Here is a 21,217-nt window from a genome sequence, read left to right on the forward strand (position 1 = left end):
CCTACACCGTCACATATTTGGCAATTAGCCGTCTGGACAGCAGAAGATTAATGGCGATTAACAGAGTGACTAACGCAATCGCCACAAAGAAAAGCTCTGAATCATAAATTCGCCCTGACAGCATTCCGAGAGGGACGGTCGCCGCACATAGGATGACCCCACCATAAGAAAGCGCAAAGGCAATCCCGATTAAGCGAAAAGACCGCTCAATTAAAACCATTGTAAAAATCGTCGTTAATGCGAACAGGCCACAGCCGAACATCATAAACAGATCAATCAAGTAGTTTTCGGTGTCAAACACATGAATAAAAACAAAATCAAGTGTTGTATTCAAACTGTCTGTCTGTAAAATTTCGTTTGGCAGCCGTAGCGATAAAAACAAGTCCTGGAGTGGATACAGACACAATTGGAATGCATAAACGACGATCGCCATGAAAACGATGGCTGCTAGTTTAGCAAAATAAACGTGCATCCGGCTGTTTGGCAACATGAGTAGCCTGTGTATGAAAGGGTGGCTGCCATACCACTCTCTATACCAAATCAACAACGCGTAACATAATAGTGCGCCAAATAGGAAGAGCAGCGGACCTATATAAAGGGGGCTGAACAAAAACAAACTAATCGAAATAGGGCCGTTTTCCATTAAGAACTCAGCAGCGGTTCGCCCAGATGCCAAATGAGCGTTGTATTCCGTTAATGTACTTTGCGTGTAGATGAAAACGACAGCAAACTGCATGAGCGCAAACAAGGCGAGTGCTCCGAGAAACAAAGGCATGACGCGCCTCAGTTCAAAATCAACCAACTTTAAATAGCTTTTCATGACTGGTATACCTCACGCATTACATCTTCAATCGATTTGCCTTCAGCTAGGCGCATTTCTTCTGTATCGAACTGTTTGAGTACACGCCCTTCATCAAGAAAGACGACTTTGTCTATTAAGTGTTCAATATCATTGATTTCATGAGTCGTGATGATGACGCCTCGATCTTCGAGAAAGCCGCTGGAAAACAAATCGGTGATTTGTTCGCGACTGAAAATGTCAATGCCTGAAAACGGTTCATCCATAAGCACGTAGTGTGTATCTAGCGATAGGCCAAGGAGGAGGTTCACTTTGGCTGTATTCCCCTTCGACAAATCAGCAATTTTCGCCGCACGATCAAGCTTAAAGAATTTAACGAGTTCATTGGCGCGCTCATCGTTCCAGCTTTTATAAAAGTCGCGCATAAAAACAATTGCTTTGTCAATCGTCATTGAAGGCGGCATCGGGATGACGTCAGGAATGAATGTCAATGTTTCATATCCCTTTGGCGATAGTTTGCTGCCGTCAATCTTAATTTCCCCACCACTTATAGGCGTTAAATTCGCAATCATTTTCAGGACAGTCGTCTTGCCGACGCCATTAATGCCGATAAGCGAAGTAATTTCCCCGCGTTTGGCCGTAAACGAGACGTTATGCAGCACTGCTTTGCGGCCATATTTTTTCGATACGTTTTTCACTTCAATCATGTTCCGTTTCCCCTTCCTTATAGCGAGCTTGGATCATGGCAATGACTTCGTCGAGCGGAACTTGGATGGTGCGGATTGCTTGCAAAAATGTATCAACTGACTCCTGGATTAATTCATCACGGACTGAGTCAAGTACGTCTTGGTCATACGTAATCCGGCTAGGTTTGTTCCGTTCAGTATGAATCAACAATTGATCCTCCATTTCTTTATAGGCACGTTGTGCTGTGTTTGGATTGATTTTTAATGTCGCGCCAAGTTCTCGGCGCGAGGGGATTTCCTGCCCAGCAACAAGCTTCCCAGTAGCAATTTGCTCTTTAAAGTAGCGGACAACTTGTGCGTAAACGGGCTCGCGGGTATTAAACTGAATGTTCATCAAGCGCTCCCTTCTTTTTATGCACGTTTCAGTTTATGGAAATAAAGATATCCATTTCCGGTTCCATACTCGGTTTTTCCATGATAGAGGATTTGCCCGTCTTCTAGTTTAACTGTGTAAAAACTATAGCTGGAAACAATCGGATTTTCTTCTGGCCTCGTTTCGTTTACAAGCAAGTGAAGAAAGCCGTTTTCCTCGGTGAAACCAACTAAATAGTGGTCTTCACTTTCGGTTAGTTCCTTTGGCAGCTCACCGATTGGAGTGAGCGTTTCTGGGGAATCAGCCTCAAAGCGGTAGACCACCTGTTTGTCCGTTCCCTCTATCAGTGTGACACTGCCGTCTTCTGCTTCTGAGGCATCGATCTTGTTTTGTCCGTTGCTTGTGTCAATTTCTGACAAGCGGTTCGCTTTGAAATCGTAAAAAGCGAGCGATCCATTAATATTCAAAATGACTGCTGGCTGCTGTTTAAGGCCAATCAATACGTAGGCACTGTCGCTGGCAACCGAATCGGTGGCCAAATCGGCAAGAGCGGCTTCTTGCACAATCGCTTGTTTCTCCAAGTCAATTACATAAAACAATAAGCGCTCGCCATTTGGCGTTGAAGTCATTGTTTCCATAATGACGGAAACGGTACTGCCTTCCACATAAGCATAAGAAATATAACCTGTTTCTTCGCTATGAAAGCCGTCAAGAGAAACAGTCGCCTGTATGGAATTGCCTGTGTTGTTCTCAAGGACTGTAATCAACATTTCCTGTTGATCTTGTTTGAGGCTAATAGCAGTAACCTGGTCATTTTCGTCATTCACGTCCGTGTACGTATTCAAATCATTAAGTGGGCGAAACAAAGACCGATGTTCAAACGCGATGCGGTCATAGTAAGGGTCATATCCTGCGTCATAGCGTTCAAGCCATGACAATGGTTCGCCAAAATCGACAGTGTGCCCGTCTGTTTCAAATAAAAGCGAATTGCTTGCGTAATCTTGACTTTTCTGCAAGGAACCGCTTAGCTGCACTCTTTCTAAATACGACTCGTCGCCGGAAATGGTTTCCCATTCAAATGGGATCGGTTCAATGTCTAAACGATCGGAAATGGCTACATAAAAGTAGGTGATGGTCACTGACAAAAACGCAATAAATACGAACAACACCATGTAGCGTTTCGTGCTAACATGTTTCATTAGGCACTCACCTTCTTCCGGATTAAGTAAATGCTTAGCCAGGAAGACAACACAATTGTCGTCAGCCCCGTGGCTACAGCAATCAATAGTGCTTCCGACGGGAACACATGACTATATAAGTCACTTATAAAAAAGAAACTGTTCAACCAAAAGACAAAAGCCAGATAAAGCGCTCCTAACAATGCTCCTTTGACACGGAAACTACGTTCAAGGAGAATGGCCGAAAACAAAGCCGTTAAAAAGGCAAAACCTAGGCCATAAGCAAGGACGAATACAAACGGGTCGAGGGGAATGAGCAAGCTAAATAACCTGTTCGTTTGCATCACTTGCGCCATTGTTAACGGAGCAAGAAAAAGATCGCTCGGTACGACCGCTTCAATGATTTTGTTGCCTATTGTGACTAGTACAATTTGCAGCGCCACTAAACCAAGAACGAGCAAGAACAGTAAAAGCAGCTTAGCTGCAAATAACTGGGCACGGTTGATTGGCAACATTAGCAGCCGGGTAATGACATTGTTTTTACTGAACCAATCGCGGTACCAAATAAGCAACGAATAAGCGAGCATGATCGCAATCGCCATCATAATCGAACCAATAATAGGAAGAGCACCGTACAAGGAATCCCAGCGAATCGAGTAGGACTCGGCAATTTGCTCAAGTGATACGTTTGAGATTAAAGCTTCGTTTGTTAAGTTGGCAGTCTTCGCTGATGCCAAGACGTAAATGGCAATAAGCTGGATCGCGGAGACAAGGACGAAAAGGAAAAAATACATCTTGGACACACGCTGCCATTCAAAATGTAGCAATGATAGAAATCGCATAAGTCACCTCTTTTTTTGTGTGTATGTATTAAGTGATTCATACATGAGCGTCTATGTGTACTATATGCTTGATACAGATAACTGTCAAGCTTTTTTTATAAACCGTATGAAACACGCTGTTTTTGCATACATTGGAACAGGATTGTTTTGTTTTGATTGCCAGCTATGAAGACAATCGATTTGCCCAACTGAAACAAGCCAGAATTTCATAGGCTTTTTCTGGATTTTATCGTACACTAGAGCTACAGACCATTCGTGGCATCAGAACAAAACATCGTCCTCATGGAATGAATAGGAGGGAGGCTGTCTTGGGAGGACAGCGAGAAATCGCGCAAGGCAGCTAGCGGAATGAGCAAAGTACACACAGATGAAAGAGAAGATATGTTTAAAACAAAAGACCATAACAATGTAGCGATTTTTATTGATTATGACAATGTGTATTGGACGCTAATGAACCGGTACAATCACAACCCTAACCACGAAGAGCCAGAAAAGAATTTATTTAATTGTTTATGGGACCGGTATGGGCAAAACCAAGTCCGCACGTTTCGCGCTTATGCCGACTTCCAGCGAATTCGTTCTAGCTTGACTGATCTCCAAAAGCAGCGGGTCCAAATCCGCCACGTCTATTCAAACGATAAGGAAGGCGATTCCCGCAAAAATTCGTCGGACATTGAACTTTGCATAGACGCGATAGAGAGCACTTATAAAGACGAGAACATTTCCTGTTATGTATTTGTCACAGCGGATAGTGATATGGTTCCGATTATGAGCAGGCTGATGTATAAAGGGAAACGTGTGGAACTTTATTATTTATCAGAGGCAGCGCCGAAACATACGGATATTACAAATTACTCCCATTATAGCGAGGACTTGCGTGACTTTTTGCAACTAGAAATCAAGGAGTACCATTTGGAATCGTATAAACTGGATGCCCTTCGTTTTGTCGAGGAGTGGGAACAACGCTTTGGCTCGGAAAATGAATTGTATTTAGGGGCGCCGTGGCTGAGAAACCAATTCTCGATCAAGTTTGGCATTCCTGCCAATTCAGCGAGTGAATTGATTGATTTATTGAAAGTAGAAAAGCTGCTTGGCACTGAAAACAAAGAATTGAAGAATGGGGATATTAAACCAAGTCTAGCGTTAACAGAACAAGGGCGCAGTTGGCTTGCACCCTTGTCGAAAGCGTAGTTATGTTTTAGGTGGAGATTTGTCGAATCTTAAGGGTTGACTTGTAGATAAGTCTCAAATATTATAGGGGTAGACAACAGATTCGTTATAATTCGCTAAAACATTAATGCGTTAGACAAATTCGTTATGAGAGGCAAGGACATACCTTGTCTCTTTTTGTATGTTTTTGACCACTCCTTCTTAATAGGGATTCGTGTTATATGCTTTGTTCCCCAAATTGTAAAATCGTAAACCTCTAAATGAACTTATTTTCATTTAGGTCGCTGCATCGTCGGTTTTTTCGAATCTTTCTAAATAACTTCAACTGCTCCTCTAAAAATTCCTGCTCCTCCTTATCCAAATCTTTAAAATAATAACGCTGCGTTTGTTCATTGATACGATCTGTCTCTCCGGCAAGATAAGCAATGGAAACGTGATAGATTTCGGCAAGCTGTTTTAGCTTGCGAAGGGAAGGTTCGTTCCTGCCTTGCTCATAGAAACCGTACGCACTTTCGGTAATGCCGAGAAAGGAGGCAACATCTTGTTGGGTCAACTGGTGGGCTTTTCGCAACTCGCGCAATCGTTTATTCAGCTCAACCATAAGCATACCCTTCCTGCATGTTCGCAATAATTTACTCAGCCATTCAGTAAAGTTGCACTCTTTTTTATTGTGTCATTCTATTGACTGCCAATTATTTGTTGGGTAAACTAAGACTACAACATGTTGGGGAGTGATCACATTGTGCAAAAGGGATCAATTAATTTCCTTACGAAAAAGCAGAAACTGGTCTCAACAAAAAGTAGTTAGTCTATTGAAGAGAAGATACGACATCATCATCACGGAAAGTTATTATGGGATGATTGAACAAGGGTCTAGGCTTCCGAGTTTGTATGTGGCCCTTGCCATTTCCGATTTGTTTAAGGCTGAGCCGTCTGCGTTGTTTGGTGCCCCTAAGCGCAAACGTGAAATCCATTCTTAGGGACAATTGGTTCGATAAAAGGAAGCGATAATCCTCTAGATAAGCGGAAAATTATATAGGAGAAGCGGCCATGTGCAGGTGAGGAGCATCGTTTGATTGGGAGGCATAAAAGCATGTTTTCATTGATAGGATGATAAAAAGGGAACGAAAAACTGGCTATGGAAAAAAGAGTAACGCCCCTTCTTAGGACGATGTGATATTCCTCCTGTCTATGGAGCGGTGCTTGCTCCGCAAAACAGCTCGGCAAAGGACAAGAAAGCCGTATTTACAGCCCACTTTTAACGGCTTAAGGGAGAGGGAAAGCCATGGATGAAGAACAAAAAAGAATGCTGGGGCAGTTGCTAGTCTTTGGTTTTCATGGAACAACAGCGACGCCGGAAATAAAGGCGCTGATCTGTGACCATTATGTCGGCAACATCATTTTGTTTAGTCGTAACATTGAAACGCCTGAACAGTTGCTATCCTTAACGAGCGATTTACAAAAAGCAGCAAAGGAAGCTGGTCACGAGCGCCCGTTGGCGATTTGTGTCGACCAAGAAAACGGAACGGTACGCCGCCTAAGCACAGGCGTAACAGCGCTCCCAGGGGCGATGCTTCTAGGAGCAACGAATAAACGCCGCTATGCATCCGTTGTTGGACAGTTGACAGCGAAAGAGCTTCGCGCTGTAGGCGTTAACTGGAACTTAGCCCCAGTTGCTGATGTGAACAATAATTCGAACAACCCAGTGATCGGCGTCCGTTCATTTGGCGAGGACCCAGGCAAAGTCGGCGAATACGCGGAGGAAATGATGAATGGCTTGCAGGCAGAGGGCGTCATCGCTACACTGAAGCATTTTCCAGGCCACGGTGATACGGTCGTTGACTCTCACCATGCAATGCCGACCATTCCCCATGGCTTAAAACGCCTTCGACAAGTGGAACTTATGCCTTTTAAAGCGTGTATAAAAGCAGGTGCAGAAGCGATCATGAGCGCTCATATCCATTTCCCCGCACTGGAGACGGAGCCAGTGCCTGCGACGATGTCATATAAAGTAATGACGGAACTTTTACGGCACGAACTAGGCTATTCAGGCGTATTGATGACAGACTGCTTAGAAATGGAGGCGATTGCCGGGACAATTGGCACCGCCCAGGGCGCTGTGGCCGCATTGCTCGCAGGTGCAGATATGCTTGTTGTCTCTCACAGCGAAAGCCGGCAACGCGCTGCAATCGCTGCGTTGGAAGCTGCATTTGCCGAAGCGCGATTTGACCAAAAACGGCTGGACATGTCGTTTCAACGCATTGATGCCTTAAAAGCAAAGTATTTGTCTTGGGATAGGCTACCGCGGCGAGAGGAGTTGAAGAACGTCGGATCAACGTTTCGGCAAAGCAAGGCAAACGCCATTTATGCTGACGGGGTGACGGCATTTGGCGGGAGAAAGCTATCCCCTCATCAACCATTATTGGTATTTTATGGGAAAGTTCAGCATAGAACACCTGCAGAAGAAAGACAGGATGAAGATCATCCACTTGTAGAGGCGCTCTACAAACAAGCGGCAATGGCAAAAGCAATCGCATTTGACGCTGATAGCCAAAATTGGGAGAGCTGTTTAGCTGAGGCAGATCTTTATGGGCAAATTATTGTCGCCACGTCGAATATTGCCCAAGCGCCCTACCAGCAACGATTCATTCACGCATTAATGGCGAAAGGGCACAAGCCGATTATTATGGCAACGCAAAACCCTTATGACTATCGCTTTGTGTCCAACTCGTTAACGTTTGTGGCCACCTATGAGCCTACAGAGCCAGCAGTTGCAGCAGCTTTAGCATACTTATTTGGCCAGGGCGAGGCAAATGGCCGCTTTCCTGTATCGGTAAATGAGGACGGGAGGTGATGGCTTCGTCATAAATAAGTCTAATTTCGGTTTTAAGGGGGAAAACATATGAAAAAATCGCTGCTCTACACGGCGGCAGCAAGTGTTTTACTTGTTCCGCTAGCCGCTTGCAACAGCGCAGAAACAGGAAATGACGGGAACGGAGGCAATTCAACCGACACAGTCACAGTCTGGACATACCCAGTACATGAAGAGTATGAAAGCGAATTGAAAGAGTCAATAGCCGAGTTTGAAGATGCCAATCCTGATATAAAAATTGAGTATGAAATCCTTTCCTGGGCAGAAGGAGAGCAAAAGTTTGATATTGCTTTAAATACGGGGAGCCCGCCTGACTTGTATTTCGGCAAAGCGCTCGGAAAATACAAAGAAACACAGCTCTTAGTGGAGCTGGACGATAAACTAAATATTGATTTAGCTGACTATGATGATGTTGCACTCGACCATATGCGGATTGAAGGTTCTTTGTACGGCCTTCCTCTCTATCAGTATCTTCATGTATGGGGAGGGAATAAAGCGCTGTTAGAGGAATACGGAATTGATTATGAGAAGATTCAGAATGAAGGATGGACATGGGATGAATTTTATGAGCTTGCTAACATCGGCGAGCAAACGAACGACAATGGCGACCGCCAATATGGATTTGTATTCCAAGGCGTTGATGAGGAACTTCTTGACCATCTTGCCCGCAACAATGGCCTTCCTTACCGGATGACGGAGGACGGAATCGCTTGGACAGATGAGCGGATTTTAGAAGCGATGGAGTTTATTATCAAGCTTCGTGAAGAAGGCATCATGCCAAATGAAACGGCAGCAATTGACGCGGCGAAACGGAATGAAATGTTTTATAATCACCAAGCGCTCATTTATGGCAGGGCTATCCCTTATTCTGAACCAAGTGCAGAGAAGCGCAACGAAGATATCCGAAACGGCGACATTGACGGCGAGGAAATAGAATTTGTCTTATTGCCTACACCCCATAATGAAGGACAGGAAGAAGTTGCCCGAGGCGGGGCAGAAGGCTATTTGCTGTTTACGCAAAAAGGCGCAACGGAAGAGCATATTGGAAACAGTGTCAAAGTGCTGGAACATTTAGCTGGAGCTGATGCGATCGGGCAAGCGTCTTCTGCGCTCGCTTTGCCGATCGTTCATAAACAAGCAGCCGCTGATTACGATTTGCCTCTTTCTGAACTGAATGAACGGGCTGCCCAACGTTTAGCAGGCAAAGTCTTGCCGCCTAACAACATCAACAGCGAGCTAGCGGCCAAAGATGATATGTTTAATACGCAAGTCGTTGTACCGACATTCCAGGCGTTAATGAATGGTGAAACAACGCCTGAACAAGCGCTGGAAAAATTTAAAACAGAGGCCGAATCAGCCCAATTCAAACCTTAAAGCATCAGGCTGAAAGAGGGGGACTCCCCCTCTTTTAAGGAAAGGAGAAAAATCCATGGCTACGACGATTCAGTCGCCTTCGAAATGGCGTTTGTTTTTTCGTGATTACGGCTGGTGCTATTTGTTTATTACTGTGCCGATTCTCGTATTTTTGCTGTTTACGCTCATTCCCGTCATTTACGCATTTATTATGAGCTTTCAACAATACCATGTAATGGGTTCTACCTTTATCGGCTTGGACAATTATAAAACGATGATCAATGATGACGTATTTTGGAAGTCAATGCGCAATACATTTATTTTTACAGTTGCGACTGTGCCTGTCAGTGTCGCGATCACATTAGTGCTAGCTGTTTTGATTTTCCCACGTGGCAAAAAAATGCAAACTTTTTTTAAAGCGTCTCTTTACTTGCCAACAGTCGCTTCAGGCGTGACGATGGCGCTCGTATGGTTTTGGATTTATGACCCGACGAATATGGGACTCGTGAATATGATACTCGGCCTCTTTGGGATTGATCCGCAGATGTGGCTTGGCAGTTCAAACACTGCTTTATTTTCCCTCATTTTAATGAGCTGGCTGACTGGGCATGGGGCCGGTGTCATTTTATATTTGGCTGCCCTCGGAGGTATTCCTAAATCGCTGTATGAGGCGGCTGACATCGACCACGCTAGTCCTTTATCGCAATTTTTCAACATTACATTGCCATTGCTTAAGCCGACAACGCTTTATTTGCTCGTAATGGGCATCATCACCTCGTTCCAAGTGTTCATGAGCATATATTTAATGACACAAGGCGGTCCGAACTTTGCGACGACGACAATTGCCTATTTAATTTATGTACATGCATTTGAATATTACCAATTTGGCCTTGCAGCTGCGGAATCGTTCGCATTAGGCATCGTCATTATTGTTGCCTCTATTTTTCAATTCAAGTTAATGGCAAGCGACGTAGAATTTTAACTGGAGGTGGTTGCCATGAACCAACAAGCGGCAAACAGAAAGGCGCCTCTTAACCATCCGCCTGAACGAAAGGCAATCGCCGCAAAAATGGTTAGTTACGCACTTTTGTTGTGTTGGATTGTCATTACACTGATTCCCCTTTATTGGATGCTGGTCATGTCGTTTAAGGATACGGCTGTGGCGTCTTCCTTTACTCCTGAGTGGTTCCCGAAGAATCCATCGATTGCCACATACGTGCGTTTTTTGACAGAAACCGATGCCGTCCGTTGGCTTTTGAATAGCTTGTTTGTCTCATCTGTGTTAACAGTAACCAATGTGCTGTTTTGCTCGTTGGCAGGCTATGCGTTTGCGAAGTTGCGGTTTCCAGGGCGGAACACGATCTTTTGGCTGCTACTCGGAACGATGATGATCCCGGCACAAGTAACATTGATCCCTGTTTATATTATTGTTGTCAACACGTTGCAGCTAGGCAATACATATACCGCGATCATGCTGCCGATGTTTGCTACAGTTGGGAACATCTTTTTGATGAAGCAATACATGTCGACTTTGCCGTCATCGCTCATTCAAGCGGCGCGGATTGATGGTTGCAGCGAGTGGCGTATTTTTTACAAAATCATTTTGCCGATTTCAAAACCAGGCTTAGCCGTGTTGGCTATTTTTACGTTCGTGGCGACATGGAATGAATTTTTTTGGCCATTTCTAGTTACACAAACAAGTTCGATGCGGACGATTCAAATTGGCTTGGCTAGTTTTAAATTTGCCGATGCTACTGATTTCGGGGCAATGATGGCCGGTTCTGTAGTCGCAGCGCTGCCGATGTTTCTGTTGTTTTTCTCGCTGCAAAAGTATTTTTTGCAAGGCATTACCATTGGTGCCGTGAAAGGATAGGTGAAAAATGGCGACGATTGTGTTTGACCGCATTACCAAAACATTTGTGGACGAAAAGCGCGGCGGCACCTTTACAGCCGTGAAAGACGCTACGTTTACGATCAACGATAAAGAGTTCCTCGTTTTTGTCGGCCCCTCTGGTTGTGGCAAGACGACATCGCTGCGAATGATTGCTGGTCTTGAAAAGCAGACAGAGGGCAACATCTATATAGACGGCCAACTTGTTAACCACGTCCATCCGAAAGACCGCGACATTGCGATGGTGTTCCAAGATTATGCGCTTTATCCACACATGACGATCAAAGAAAACTTAAGTTTCGGCTTGAAGAATATGAAAATCGACAAAAGCATCATTGACGAAAAAGTCCGTTATGCATCAAATATTTTAGGGCTGGATGAACTGCTTGAACGGAAGCCAAAGGAGTTGTCTGGAGGGCAGCGGCAACGTGTCGCCCTTGGCCGTGCGATTGTCCGTGATCCAAAAGTGTTTTTATTTGATGAGCCTCTTTCCAACCTTGACGCGAAACTGCGTGTGCAAATGCGGATTGAATTAGCAGAGCTTCATCAACGCCTTGGAGCGACAATTGTCTATGTCACCCATGACCAAGTAGAGGCGATGACATTAGGTGAACGGATTGTCGTTATGAATAAAGGGGAAATCCAACAAATTGCGTCGCCACAAGAATTGTATGCCAAACCAGCGAATATGTTTGTTGGCGGCTTTATTGGTTCGCCGGCGATGAATTTTTTGGATGGAAAAATCGTTTCCGGTCAGTATCTTCAAGTGGGAAACAGCAAATGGCCTTTGGCTCCAGCATTGAAACAAAAGATTGCTAGCTATATCGGCAAAGAAGTCATCTGCGGCATTCGTCCAGAACATATCCGCCTTACTAAAGGTGATGGCCATGCCACTGTAACAGTGCGCGTATGTGAGCATCTGGGTTCGGAAAACTTGATCTATTTTTCTTTAAATGGCACAAATACGATTGCGAAAGTATCTGGGGAATCATTTGTCCAGGCTGGGGAAGAAGTGACGGTTTCTTTGCAAATCGATAAAATCCATTTGTTCGACAAAACAAGCCAACTACGAATAGGGTGAGTCTATGTTTTCAGTGACAGCGCTTTTACGGATAACGGCCAAGGATTTGTACCAATCCATTGTTTCAGTCGTTGCTATTAGCTTGTTCGTTTCGATGATCATGTTGCCAGGCATCTTGTTTTTGCCCTGGCAGTTGGCGATTGCTTTTGCCTTGCTTGTTGGCGGGCCAGTATGGTTTGGCGCGAGCAAAGCAGTTGAGGCCATGCTACAGGAGAAAAAAGGAACAAACATTTTAACGTTTTTAAAAGCTACGAAAACCCATTGCTTCCAAGGAATCGCCTTTGCTAGCTTTTTAGGTGGATTCGTGTTAATTGTTGTTTCTTCTTGGTGGTTGTGGGCCGTTGAAGGCACATGGTTTGCCTTTGCGATTGCCTGTTTCCAAACTTATTTTGCTGGCATGGTTGCTTTAAGCCAGCTTTATACGGTGCCGCTCGTCATAAAATACGGACTAAAGTTGCCAAAAGCGATGTTTGTAAGCATCAAAGTGTTGTTAGCGAACCCTCTTTATACGATTGGTGCTTTTCTTCAGCTCGTTTTGTTTGCTGCGCTGTTGTCTATGACCATTGTTGGCAGTGCGCTCTTACTTCCCGGTGTGGCGGCAGTGTTTGTAAGCAGAATGACGAGCGGTGCGATTAGTCGATCTGAGTTAGGAGACAATGGGGTTTTTGTTCAGCAGCAATCTAATTCACACTGATGTGTTGGTTGTTTGAAACATCAGTAAGAAAACGCTTTAAAAAATGGTATAAACCAGCCCTTTTTTGTTTAAAATGCTAAAAAGGGGTGCTTGCAAATGAAGTATCGCCATATGCAAGACGGACGGTTTGTTTTAGGGCTTATGTGGGGCACGTTGATTAGTTTGCCGATTTGGATTATTCTCTTATTTATTGGTTACTTGCTTTTTTTCTAGCTTGCCTATTGCCGTATGGCTTTAGGCTTTTTTATTGTGTGAAAGCGCTGGCTTCATTAATATAGAAGGCAGAAGAATAGGGGGTGTTTAAAATAAAGCCGAAAATTAGCGATGTGGCCAAAGCGGCAGGTGTTTCGCCAACCACTGTTTCACGAGTAATGAACAAACGTGGCTACATAAGTGAAGAAACACGCCAAAAAGTTTATGACGCAATGAAAAAGTTAAACTATATTCCGAATGATTTAGCACGCTCGCTTTACAATAAACGCTCCAATTTAATCGGCTTGATTGTTCCAACAACCGCTAACCCGTTTTACGGGGAACTAACAGCGCGGATTGAACATTTTTGCGCGCTAGCTGGATTAAAAGTGCTTCTTTGCAATAGTTTACACAACGCAGAAAAAGAAGCACATTACTGGGAAATGCTGCGGCGCAATCAAGTGGATGGCGTGATCGTCTGTACATACAACCGTGGATTAATCGACGTGTCCGAGCAAATGCCTACAGTTGCATTTGACCACTATTTATCAAGTGGGATCCCAGTCATTAGTTCCGATAATTATGCAGGGGGAGAACTCGCAGCCGCCACGCTTATCGAAGCCGGTTGTAAAAGCATTGTCCATATTAATGGGCCAGCTGAACTAGAGACACCTGCCAATCTTCGGCGTAGCGGTTATGAAGCAGTGATGCAACGATACGGTTTGCCCGCTATGACCTATGAAATTCGCAGCGTTTTGTCGCAAGCAGAAGCGGAAGCAGCGATTTGTACTTTGTTTGATCAGCAACCACAGATGGATGGTGTCTTTGCAAGTGACGATAGCATCGCTCTAAAGGTTATCCAAGAAGCGCGGCGCCGTAACAAGCGTGTTCCTGAAGACGTGAAAGTGATCGGATATGATGGCACGGAGTTTGTTCGTCAGCATGTGCCAGAACTAACAACAATCAAGCAGCCGATGATCACGATGGCAGAGACTGCAGTGCAAATTCTCATTCAGCAAATAGAACAACCTGATAAGGCGCTTGAAAAAGAATATGTGCATAACATTGAATTAGTAAGAGGAAATAGTGTATGAACAAAGCATAGGCGAAAAACATCATTGCCGAACGTTCGGAGATGTTTTTTGCCCACTTTTATGTCAACCGGTTGACATATGAAACCGGTTGACATAAAATCGTCTTGTAAGCGCTTTTCATAATAAAGGAGGTGGGGAAACAGATGTCTGTCGTACAGCCATCACGCATTAAGGGCAATCGTGCCAAATTAGGGCACATTCAACCACAAAAACAGAAGAAGTTCGTCCGTGTGCTTCGCAGTTGGCAATTATATGTGTTGTTGGCGCCAACGATTATTTACTTTCTTATATTTAAGTATTACCCCATGTATGGGTTGCAAATTGCGTTTAAAAATTACTTGCCAAGCTTAGGAGTATGGGGCAGTGAATGGGTGGGGTTTGACCACTTTCTGCGCTTCTTTCAGTCTTATCAATTTTGGACTATTTTGGAAAACACCCTTGTTTTAAGCATTTATGAACTTGCTGTCGGGTTTCCGCTGCCAATCTTATTGGCATTAATGCTAAACATGCTTATTAGCCACAAATATAAACGATTTCTCCAGACAGTCGTGTATGCACCTCATTTCATCTCTGTCGTTGTATTAGTGGGAATCTTATTTGTTTTTTTATCGCCATCAAGTGGGTTAATCAACCATTTGATTGGACTGTTTGGCGGCGAACCAATCAATTTTATGGCGAGTCCAGAATGGTTCAAAACGTTATATGTGTTCTCCGGCGTTTGGCAAGGAACGGGCTTTGCAGCAATTATTTATTTGGCTGCATTGAGCGGGGTCGATCCATCTTTGCATGAAGCGGCGGTGATGGACGGCGCCAGTAAGTTTAAACGAATGCTGCATATTGATATACCAGCGATTATGCCGATTTCCGTTATCATGTTAATTTTAGCGCTAGGAAACTTGATGAACATCGGATTTGAAAAGGCGCTATTGATGCAAACACCGCTAAATAAAGAATCATCTAACATTATTGCAACGTATGTGTACGAGGTCGGCATCCAGCAAGCGCAATATAGTTTTGGCACAGCAGTCGGGTTATTTAATGCCATCATTAACTTGATTTTGCTTGTCACAGTCAACCAAATCGCGCGAAAAATGTCCGACAGTAGTTTGTGGTAGGGGGGAAGATCGAATGGACAAATGGAAACGGACAAGAGGCGATAAGGCGTTTGATATAGTCAATGTCACGTTGCTGACAATTGGCTGCCTGCTTGTGTTATATCCACTTTACTTTATTGTGATTGCCTCAATAAGCGATCCAAACCGTGTCTTTGCCGGGGATGTACTCCTTTTGCCAAAGGATATTACGTTTGATGGTTTTAAACGTATTTTTCAAGATGACAATATTGTCAATGGTTTTAAAAATACACTTCTATACGCAACACTTGGTACTGCGATAAGCGTGTCGTTGACGGTTACCTCTGGATACGCCCTTTCCCGTAAAGATTTGCCGGGACGCCATATCATTATGATGTTTTTGGTAGTTACGTTGTTTTTCCATGGAGGAATGATTCCAACGTATCTTGTCGTTCGCGATTTAGGCATGGTGAATACAATTTGGGCAATGGTGATTCCGAATGCAGTTGGGTTATGGAATGTCATTATTTGCCGTACTTTTTTTCAGACATCGATTCCGAAAGACATGCTAGAGGCAGCACAAATTGATGGCTGCAATGATTTTCGTTTCTTTGCAAAAATTGTTCTACCGTTGTCAAAGCCTATTATTGCCGTTATGGTGCTTTTTCACGTCGTTACTCATTGGAACTCTTTTTTTGATGCGTTGATTTACTTAAATAATGATTCGCTTTATCCGTTGCAATTAATTTTACGAAATTTGCTCATCCAAAGTGAAGCATCGACGCAAATGATTGGCGACATTGAATCGAACCAAGTGCAGCTTGCTGTAGCAGAACAAATTAAATACGGAGTCATTATCGTTTCGTCTTTACCATTGCTTGTTTTATACCCATTTTTGCAAAAATATTTTGTAAAAGGCGTGATGATTGGGTCGATTAAAGGCTAACAAAAGGGGGAAAACGCGTATGAAAAAATGGGCCACATGCTTGCTTGTTTCGGTCATTGCTTTGTCTGCCTGCAATAACGAATCAAGCAACAAGGAAAATAACAATGCCGAGAAAGTAGACTTTAACGAAACGGGGCTGCCGCTCGTCGACGAAGGAGTTGATGTGTCTTTACAGTTTGTATCGCCAAAGTCTGCCTTGGCGCCAAATTTTGGTGAAATGACGATCTTTCAAGAACTCGAAAAGATGACCAATGTTCACATTAACTGGAACAACATTCCTGGGGATGGCTATGCTGAGAGGAAAAATTTAATGCTCGCCAGCAATGATTTGCCTGATGCTTTTTACAATGCTGGTTTTAGTGATTATGACCTTGTCCGCTATGGCCGTGATGGCGCCATTATCCCTCTTGAAGGCTTAATTGAAGAATATGCGCCGAACTTACAAAAGATTTTAGATGAACGCCCTGAGCTGTTGGCTGTTTTAACAGCTCCAGATGGACATATTTATTCATTGCCACGAGTAGAAGAAATGGGGCTTGTTCCCTATGCCAATTTTACAGCGATTAACCAAGCTTGGCTTGATGAAGTGGGGCTTGAAAAACCAGAAACGTTGGATGAACTTCGTGAGGCATTAAGGGCTTTCCGCGAGCATGATGTGAATGGAAGCGGCAAAGCCGATGAAGGATTGAGCTTTACGCCAAATGACGGATTTCAAGGCTATTTAGGCGACTTTTTTGCGGCCTTTGGCCTGCCTGATAACCCGAACAAAATAGTTGTAAAGGACGGGGAAGTCATTTTTACAGCCGTTCAAAATGAGTATAAAGAAGCGATCGCGTATTTCCATGAATGGTTTGCAGAAGGGCTGATCGACCAAGAAGTGTTTACCCATGACACAGGACAGTTTTTGGCTAAAGGCAAACAAGATCCTAACCCTTTAGGCGCCTTTATTTTTTGGGAGATTGAGTCTGTTGTCGGCTTAGAGCGAGCTGAGGATTATGTCTTGCTTGGTCCCCTTGAGGGGCCGAATGGCGAGCGGATGTATGGGCGTTCCAACCATCATGAACATCATCGCGGTGCCTTTGTCATTACATCGGCGAATGAAAATCCAGAATTGACAATGAGATGGGTCGACCAACTATATGACCCACACTTGTCGGCCCAGATTAACTGGGGACCGATTGGTGAAATTTATGAGGAAGACGAAAATGGCATGCTTGTGAATAAAGAGCTGCCAGAAGGGATCACCATGGGCGAATTTCGTGAAAAAGTGGCGCCGATGGGCCCATCTGTTGTATTAGAAGAACATTTTGGCACTGTAGTAGATATGGAGCCGCGGGCCAAACAGCGACTTCAAGATATTGAAACGTATTACGCCGATTTTATTTGGGAAGAGAGTTACCCAAATGTCTTTATGAACGAAGAAGAGCTAGACCGGTTGCATTTCCTAGAAGCGGATTTAATGGATGTCGTTGAGCGAAATTATGCCCGTTGGCTTATGGAAGGCGGCGTCGAAGAGGAATGGGAAACCTATGTAAACCAGCTGTATGAAATGGGCTTAGAAGAATGGCTGCAAATCCGCCAAGATGCGTATGACCGCTACTATGAACAAATGGAGAGCCAATAAGATTGTTTACAAAAACGCTTTTTTTGCTGGCGTTTCTGATGATAGGCACAAGTTGCACGATGCTTGAAACAGGAGGGGAAAGAATGGCTTCATTAAGAGAGGACGCTTCTTATTACACAGAACGGTATAGGCCACAGTACCACTTCTCTACCCCCGTGGGCAACTTAGCTGATCCAAATGGGCTCGTATTTTATAAAGGGGAATACCATTTATTCCATCAAAAAAATGGAACGTGGGCCCATGCTGTTAGCAAGGATTTGCTTCATTGGGAGCACTTGCCGATTGCGTTAGAACATGATCATTTAGGTCAAGCGTTATCCGGTAGTGTAGTTGTTGATGAGAAGGACACAAGCGGTTTGTTTGGCGGGAAGCCAGGGTTGGTTGCTATTTATACAAACACAGAGGGGGGCGAAGCCCAATCGATTGCTTACAGCATAGACGATGGACGGACGTGGGAACGGTATGTTGGCAACCCTGTTATTCCGAACACTGGCATGAAAGATTTCCGCGACCCGAAAGTGTTTTGGCATGAGGAAACGGCAAAGTGGGTCATGGTAGTCTCAACGAATCAGACCGTCAGCTTTTACCATTCTGACAACTTGATTGATTGGGCATTTGCGAGTCAGTTTGGTGACGAGGAAGGATTGCATGCTGCAGTGTGGGAATGTCCTGATTTGTTCCGCCTTCCAGTTGACGGCGATGAGGACAATCAAAAGTGGGTTCTCCACGTAAGTGTAGGCGATAATGATGAAACCAATGGCTCTACTGCGCAATATTTTGTCGGTGAATTTGATGGGACTGCCTTTACAAACGACAATGATGCCGCTGAAGTGCTGATTACTGATATAGGCCAGGACTTTTATGCAGCGCAAACATTCGCGAATTTGGATGGCCGCACGGTCTGGCTCGGCTGGATGGCGAACTGGCGGTATCCGTACCAATCGCCAACCGATCCATGGATGGGAGCGATGTCGATTCCAAGAGAGTTAGGGTTGTATACAAATTCCAACGGGCAAGTGCGACTACGGCAAAAGCCGATATCCGAACTTGACACGATTTATGCCAAACAACAGGATTTTGCTCCTTTTGACGTTGCCAACGAGGCAACTCCCCTCGATTTTAAAGGGACGACTTACCGTTTTACGGCCGAAGTTTCGTGGGAAGATTTGCGAGAATTTGGCTTGCGGCTCAGGCATGGTGATGGTGTCGAGTCACTTCTTGGCTTTGATGGAGAATATCAGAAAGTGTTTTTAGATCGTACCAATGCAGGGCTGGAAACGATAATCGATCGCAATGGCCAACCATTTCCGTTCGGACAGCGCTATGAGGCAGATTATGATGCAAAACAGGGTTTCATGAAGCTGGATGTACTTGTCGATGAATCATCGATCGAATGGTTTATCAATGATGGTGAGCTTACGTTTACATCCCTTATTTATACGGATCCAACGAATGCAGGGATTGAATGGTATGCTGACGGCGGCTCCATCCATGTCCAGCATGCACAAGCAATCCACTTGCATAATGTGTGGCGTGCCCGTGTGCCCGGGGGGCAGCTGGAGCGGATTGTGACCAATGAAGAAACAGTTCGGTTGGAGATTGGGGAAACAAAAGAGCTTATTGCCGATTTGAAACCAGATTACAACGTGGGCGAAGAAATGATCGAGTGGGGAAGCAGTGATGAGGACATCGTCACCGTTATCGATGAAACAGAACGAGGAGTGATGATCGAAGCAGTTGGCCAAGGGAGTGCCGAAGTGGTTGCCAGAGAGCCAAAAAACCGCCTCGAGAAAAGAATACGGGTTTATTCAACAGGAGAAGGAGAGCAATAGGGATGAATCAAGTACACGGAAATAATAGCCACAGAGAACGAGTGACACAAGCAACAAAAACCGTTCAAGCAAACCAAAATGAACGTGCTGCCTACCGGCTTGGCTATCATTTAATGGCGCCTTCGGGGTGGATGAATGATCCAAATGGGCTCATTTATTTCAACGGCCAATACCATGCCTTTTACCAACATTACCCATATGGGGAAACGTGGGGCCCGATGCATTGGGGCCATGGAATAAGCGATGATCTCATTCATTGGCGCCATTTGCCCGTTGCTTTAGCACCTGGTGAGGCATATGACCGCGATGGCTGTTTTTCAGGAAGTGCGGTAGACGACCAAGGCACGCTAACACTCATATATACAGGCCACAATGTCATTGATCCTCAAAAAGATGTCGTTGTGCAAAACCAAAACATTGCACGTAGCCGTGACGGCATTCACTTTTATAAAGCAAACGCCAATCCGGTGATTCAACAACAACCAGCAGGGATGGGGCAGGATTTCCGCGATCCAAAAGTGTGGCGTGAAAACGGTGTATGGTTCATGGTTGTTGGGGCGACTAAACATGGCCAGGGGCAAGTGTTGCTATACGAGTCGGCTAACCTTGAAGAATGGACCTACCGAGGTGTGCTTGCCCAAAATGACGGTGGCAACGAAGGCTATATGTGGGAATGCCCAGACTTTTTCAAGCTCGGCGATAAATATGTGCTGCTTGCTTCCCCACAAGGCGTTGAGCCTGAAGGAGACCGGTATTTAAATCATCATCAAACGGTTTATATGGTTGGTGATTATGTGAATGGCCAATTTATACGAAGCAGCTTTACGGAGCTTGATTACGGGCATGATTTTTATGCGGTGCAAACGTTGTTGGACGGCAAAGGCAGGCGGATTGCCATCGGTTGGATGGATATGTGGGAATCGCCAAAACCAAGCCAAAAGCATGGTTGGGCAGGGGCGATGACTTTGCCAAGGGAGTTGGTGCTTACCGATGAAGGAAAAATAACAATGAAACCAATTGAAGAGTTGACGTTGTTGCGCCAACAATCGACCCCTATTGGCCCGCTTCACGTCAAGCGCGTACACCCCATCATCTCATCAGGCAACCTAGTAGAACTTGAAGCCCAGTTCGCTCTTGTTGATTCGGATGCTTCTGCTTTTGGCATCAAATTTTGCTGTGCGACAGATGGGAGCGAGGAAACGGTGCTCCGGTTTGACTTGATGAAGCACACGGTTACGTTGGATCGCTCTCGCTCAGGGGAAGGGCCAGGCGGAACACGGACGGTTTCAATCAAGTCTGCGCCAACAATCGACGTTCGCTTGTTTATCGATCGATCTTCGGTTGAAGTGTTCATTAATGATGGGGAAACGGTAATGACGAGCCGAATTTACCCGCAAGAAACAAGCACTGGCATGACCGTATTTGCAGAAGGAGGGAGCGTCGTTATGCCAACATGCACCGTTCACAAACTTAAATCTATTTGGAATGAATAAAACCGGAGCAGCCTCCAGTAGGAT

Annotated in this window: 20 protein-coding genes; 14 read left to right on the forward strand and 6 right to left on the reverse strand. The window is 44.7% G+C overall.

The genetic code is table 11. The annotated features are described in order from the left end of the window. Window position 1: 1 nt before the first annotated feature. Genes BC8716_RS12180 through BC8716_RS12200 form a run of 5 tightly spaced genes read right to left on the reverse strand, consistent with a single transcriptional unit; the run spans window position 2 to window position 3,878 of the window. Entirely contained in the window at window positions 2–820 is an 819-nt protein-coding gene (locus tag BC8716_RS12180) for a hypothetical protein (protein WP_094426034.1), read from the reverse strand. Then, the gene (locus BC8716_RS12185; RefSeq protein WP_094426036.1) at window positions 817–1,506 is read right to left on the reverse strand and encodes an ABC transporter ATP-binding protein; all 690 of its coding nucleotides are present in this window, start codon (window positions 1,504–1,506) and stop codon (window positions 817–819) included. The genes BC8716_RS12180 and BC8716_RS12185 overlap by 4 nt, the downstream gene beginning before the upstream one ends. Continuing rightward, the gene (locus BC8716_RS12190; protein ID WP_094426038.1) at window positions 1,499–1,879 is read right to left on the reverse strand and encodes a GntR family transcriptional regulator; all 381 of its coding nucleotides are present in this window, start codon (window positions 1,877–1,879) and stop codon (window positions 1,499–1,501) included. Before BC8716_RS12190 ends, BC8716_RS12185 begins: the two co-directional genes overlap by 8 nt. A gap of 17 nt (window positions 1,880–1,896) precedes the next feature. After that, window positions 1,897–3,057, reverse strand: coding sequence for a hypothetical protein (locus BC8716_RS12195; RefSeq protein WP_094426040.1), 1,161 nt, complete (start codon window positions 3,055–3,057; stop codon window positions 1,897–1,899). Continuing rightward, window positions 3,057–3,878, reverse strand: coding sequence for a hypothetical protein (locus tag BC8716_RS12200; RefSeq protein WP_094426042.1), 822 nt, complete (start codon window positions 3,876–3,878; stop codon window positions 3,057–3,059). The genes BC8716_RS12195 and BC8716_RS12200 overlap by 1 nt, the downstream gene beginning before the upstream one ends. Before the next feature lie 348 nt (window positions 3,879–4,226). Here BC8716_RS12200 and BC8716_RS12205 point away from each other — a divergent pair, with 348 nt between their 5' ends. Beyond that, a complete protein-coding gene (locus BC8716_RS12205) occupies window positions 4,227–5,069 on the forward strand; it encodes an NYN domain-containing protein (RefSeq protein WP_094426044.1) in 843 nt (280 codons plus the stop codon). Window positions 5,070–5,304: 235 nt separating this feature from the next. Here the strand turns inward: BC8716_RS12205 and BC8716_RS12210 are convergent, their stop codons facing one another. Further along, complete coding sequence (locus tag BC8716_RS12210; RefSeq protein ID WP_094426046.1) at window positions 5,305–5,649, reverse strand: helix-turn-helix domain-containing protein; 345 nt, start codon at window positions 5,647–5,649, stop codon at window positions 5,305–5,307. Window positions 5,650–5,779: 130 nt separating this feature from the next. Here BC8716_RS12210 and BC8716_RS12215 point away from each other — a divergent pair, with 130 nt between their 5' ends. The 13 genes from BC8716_RS12215 to BC8716_RS12275 all read left to right on the forward strand — a co-directional run bounded on the left by BC8716_RS12215 (window position 5,780) and on the right by BC8716_RS12275 (window position 21,193). Then, complete coding sequence (locus tag BC8716_RS12215) at window positions 5,780–6,028, forward strand: helix-turn-helix transcriptional regulator (protein WP_107588934.1); 249 nt, start codon at window positions 5,780–5,782, stop codon at window positions 6,026–6,028. Window positions 6,029–6,333: 305 nt separating this feature from the next. Continuing rightward, the gene (gene nagZ, locus BC8716_RS12220; protein WP_094426048.1) at window positions 6,334–7,902 is read left to right on the forward strand and encodes a beta-N-acetylhexosaminidase; all 1,569 of its coding nucleotides are present in this window, start codon (window positions 6,334–6,336) and stop codon (window positions 7,900–7,902) included. Window positions 7,903–7,950: 48 nt separating this feature from the next. Next, window positions 7,951–9,294: an ABC transporter substrate-binding protein gene (locus BC8716_RS12225; RefSeq protein ID WP_094426049.1), complete on the forward strand. Its 1,344-nt coding sequence runs from the start codon at window positions 7,951–7,953 to the stop codon at window positions 9,292–9,294. A gap of 55 nt (window positions 9,295–9,349) precedes the next feature. Further along, on the forward strand, window positions 9,350–10,255 hold the full coding sequence (locus BC8716_RS12230; protein ID WP_094426051.1) for a carbohydrate ABC transporter permease: 906 nt from the start codon (window positions 9,350–9,352) through the stop codon (window positions 10,253–10,255). Between the two features lie 87 nt (window positions 10,256–10,342). Further along, window positions 10,343–11,146: a carbohydrate ABC transporter permease gene (locus BC8716_RS12235; protein ID WP_094429246.1), complete on the forward strand. Its 804-nt coding sequence runs from the start codon at window positions 10,343–10,345 to the stop codon at window positions 11,144–11,146. Window positions 11,147–11,153: 7 nt separating this feature from the next. Next, window positions 11,154–12,245 (forward strand): ABC transporter ATP-binding protein, encoded by a 1,092-nt coding sequence (locus BC8716_RS12240; RefSeq protein ID WP_094426053.1) that lies wholly within the window; start codon window positions 11,154–11,156, stop codon window positions 12,243–12,245. A 4-nt stretch (window positions 12,246–12,249) separates the two neighbouring features. Next, the gene (locus BC8716_RS12245) at window positions 12,250–12,939 is read left to right on the forward strand and encodes a hypothetical protein (RefSeq protein ID WP_094426054.1); all 690 of its coding nucleotides are present in this window, start codon (window positions 12,250–12,252) and stop codon (window positions 12,937–12,939) included. A 305-nt stretch (window positions 12,940–13,244) separates the two neighbouring features. Next, complete coding sequence (locus BC8716_RS12250; protein ID WP_375071280.1) at window positions 13,245–14,225, forward strand: LacI family DNA-binding transcriptional regulator; 981 nt, start codon at window positions 13,245–13,247, stop codon at window positions 14,223–14,225. Between the two features lie 143 nt (window positions 14,226–14,368). Then, complete coding sequence (locus BC8716_RS12255; RefSeq protein ID WP_094426058.1) at window positions 14,369–15,340, forward strand: ABC transporter permease; 972 nt, start codon at window positions 14,369–14,371, stop codon at window positions 15,338–15,340. Window positions 15,341–15,353: 13 nt separating this feature from the next. Continuing rightward, the gene (locus tag BC8716_RS12260) at window positions 15,354–16,244 is read left to right on the forward strand and encodes a carbohydrate ABC transporter permease (RefSeq protein WP_035202798.1); all 891 of its coding nucleotides are present in this window, start codon (window positions 15,354–15,356) and stop codon (window positions 16,242–16,244) included. 19 nt (window positions 16,245–16,263) lie between these two features. After that, complete coding sequence (locus BC8716_RS12265) at window positions 16,264–17,868, forward strand: ABC transporter substrate-binding protein (protein WP_094426060.1); 1,605 nt, start codon at window positions 16,264–16,266, stop codon at window positions 17,866–17,868. Window positions 17,869–17,951: 83 nt separating this feature from the next. Continuing rightward, window positions 17,952–19,700 (forward strand): GH32 C-terminal domain-containing protein, encoded by a 1,749-nt coding sequence (locus tag BC8716_RS12270; RefSeq protein ID WP_094429247.1) that lies wholly within the window; start codon window positions 17,952–17,954, stop codon window positions 19,698–19,700. A gap of 2 nt (window positions 19,701–19,702) precedes the next feature. Then, window positions 19,703–21,193, forward strand: coding sequence for a glycoside hydrolase family 32 protein (locus tag BC8716_RS12275; protein ID WP_094426062.1), 1,491 nt, complete (start codon window positions 19,703–19,705; stop codon window positions 21,191–21,193). The last annotated feature ends 24 nt before the right edge of the window (window positions 21,194–21,217 follow it).

Origin of the sequence: Shouchella clausii, assembly GCF_002250115.1 — a bacterium.
Classification (GTDB): domain Bacteria; phylum Bacillota; class Bacilli; order Bacillales; family Bacillaceae_D; genus Shouchella; species Shouchella clausii.

Coding starts and splice junctions, on each gene's coding strand:
- BC8716_RS12180 (WP_094426034.1), bottom strand. CDS start 820: ATGAAAAGCTATTTAAAGTTGGTTGATTTTGAACTGAGGCGCGTCATG.
- BC8716_RS12185 (WP_094426036.1), bottom strand. CDS start 1,506: ATGATTGAAGTGAAAAACGTATCGAAAAAATATGGCCGCAAAGCAGTG.
- BC8716_RS12190 (WP_094426038.1), bottom strand. CDS start 1,879: ATGAACATTCAGTTTAATACCCGCGAGCCCGTTTACGCACAAGTTGTC.
- BC8716_RS12195 (WP_094426040.1), bottom strand. CDS start 3,057: ATGAAACATGTTAGCACGAAACGCTACATGGTGTTGTTCGTATTTATT.
- BC8716_RS12200 (WP_094426042.1), bottom strand. CDS start 3,878: ATGCGATTTCTATCATTGCTACATTTTGAATGGCAGCGTGTGTCCAAG.
- BC8716_RS12205 (WP_094426044.1), top strand. CDS start 4,227: ATGAGCAAAGTACACACAGATGAAAGAGAAGATATGTTTAAAACAAAA.
- BC8716_RS12210 (WP_094426046.1), bottom strand. CDS start 5,649: ATGGTTGAGCTGAATAAACGATTGCGCGAGTTGCGAAAAGCCCACCAG.
- nagZ (WP_094426048.1), top strand. CDS start 6,334: ATGGATGAAGAACAAAAAAGAATGCTGGGGCAGTTGCTAGTCTTTGGT.
- BC8716_RS12225 (WP_094426049.1), top strand. CDS start 7,951: ATGAAAAAATCGCTGCTCTACACGGCGGCAGCAAGTGTTTTACTTGTT.
- BC8716_RS12230 (WP_094426051.1), top strand. CDS start 9,350: ATGGCTACGACGATTCAGTCGCCTTCGAAATGGCGTTTGTTTTTTCGT.
- BC8716_RS12235 (WP_094429246.1), top strand. CDS start 10,343: ATGGTTAGTTACGCACTTTTGTTGTGTTGGATTGTCATTACACTGATT.
- BC8716_RS12240 (WP_094426053.1), top strand. CDS start 11,154: ATGGCGACGATTGTGTTTGACCGCATTACCAAAACATTTGTGGACGAA.
- BC8716_RS12245 (WP_094426054.1), top strand. CDS start 12,250: ATGTTTTCAGTGACAGCGCTTTTACGGATAACGGCCAAGGATTTGTAC.
- BC8716_RS12255 (WP_094426058.1), top strand. CDS start 14,369: ATGTCTGTCGTACAGCCATCACGCATTAAGGGCAATCGTGCCAAATTA.
- BC8716_RS12260 (WP_035202798.1), top strand. CDS start 15,354: ATGGACAAATGGAAACGGACAAGAGGCGATAAGGCGTTTGATATAGTC.
- BC8716_RS12265 (WP_094426060.1), top strand. CDS start 16,264: ATGAAAAAATGGGCCACATGCTTGCTTGTTTCGGTCATTGCTTTGTCT.
- BC8716_RS12270 (WP_094429247.1), top strand. CDS start 17,952: ATGGCTTCATTAAGAGAGGACGCTTCTTATTACACAGAACGGTATAGG.
- BC8716_RS12275 (WP_094426062.1), top strand. CDS start 19,703: ATGAATCAAGTACACGGAAATAATAGCCACAGAGAACGAGTGACACAA.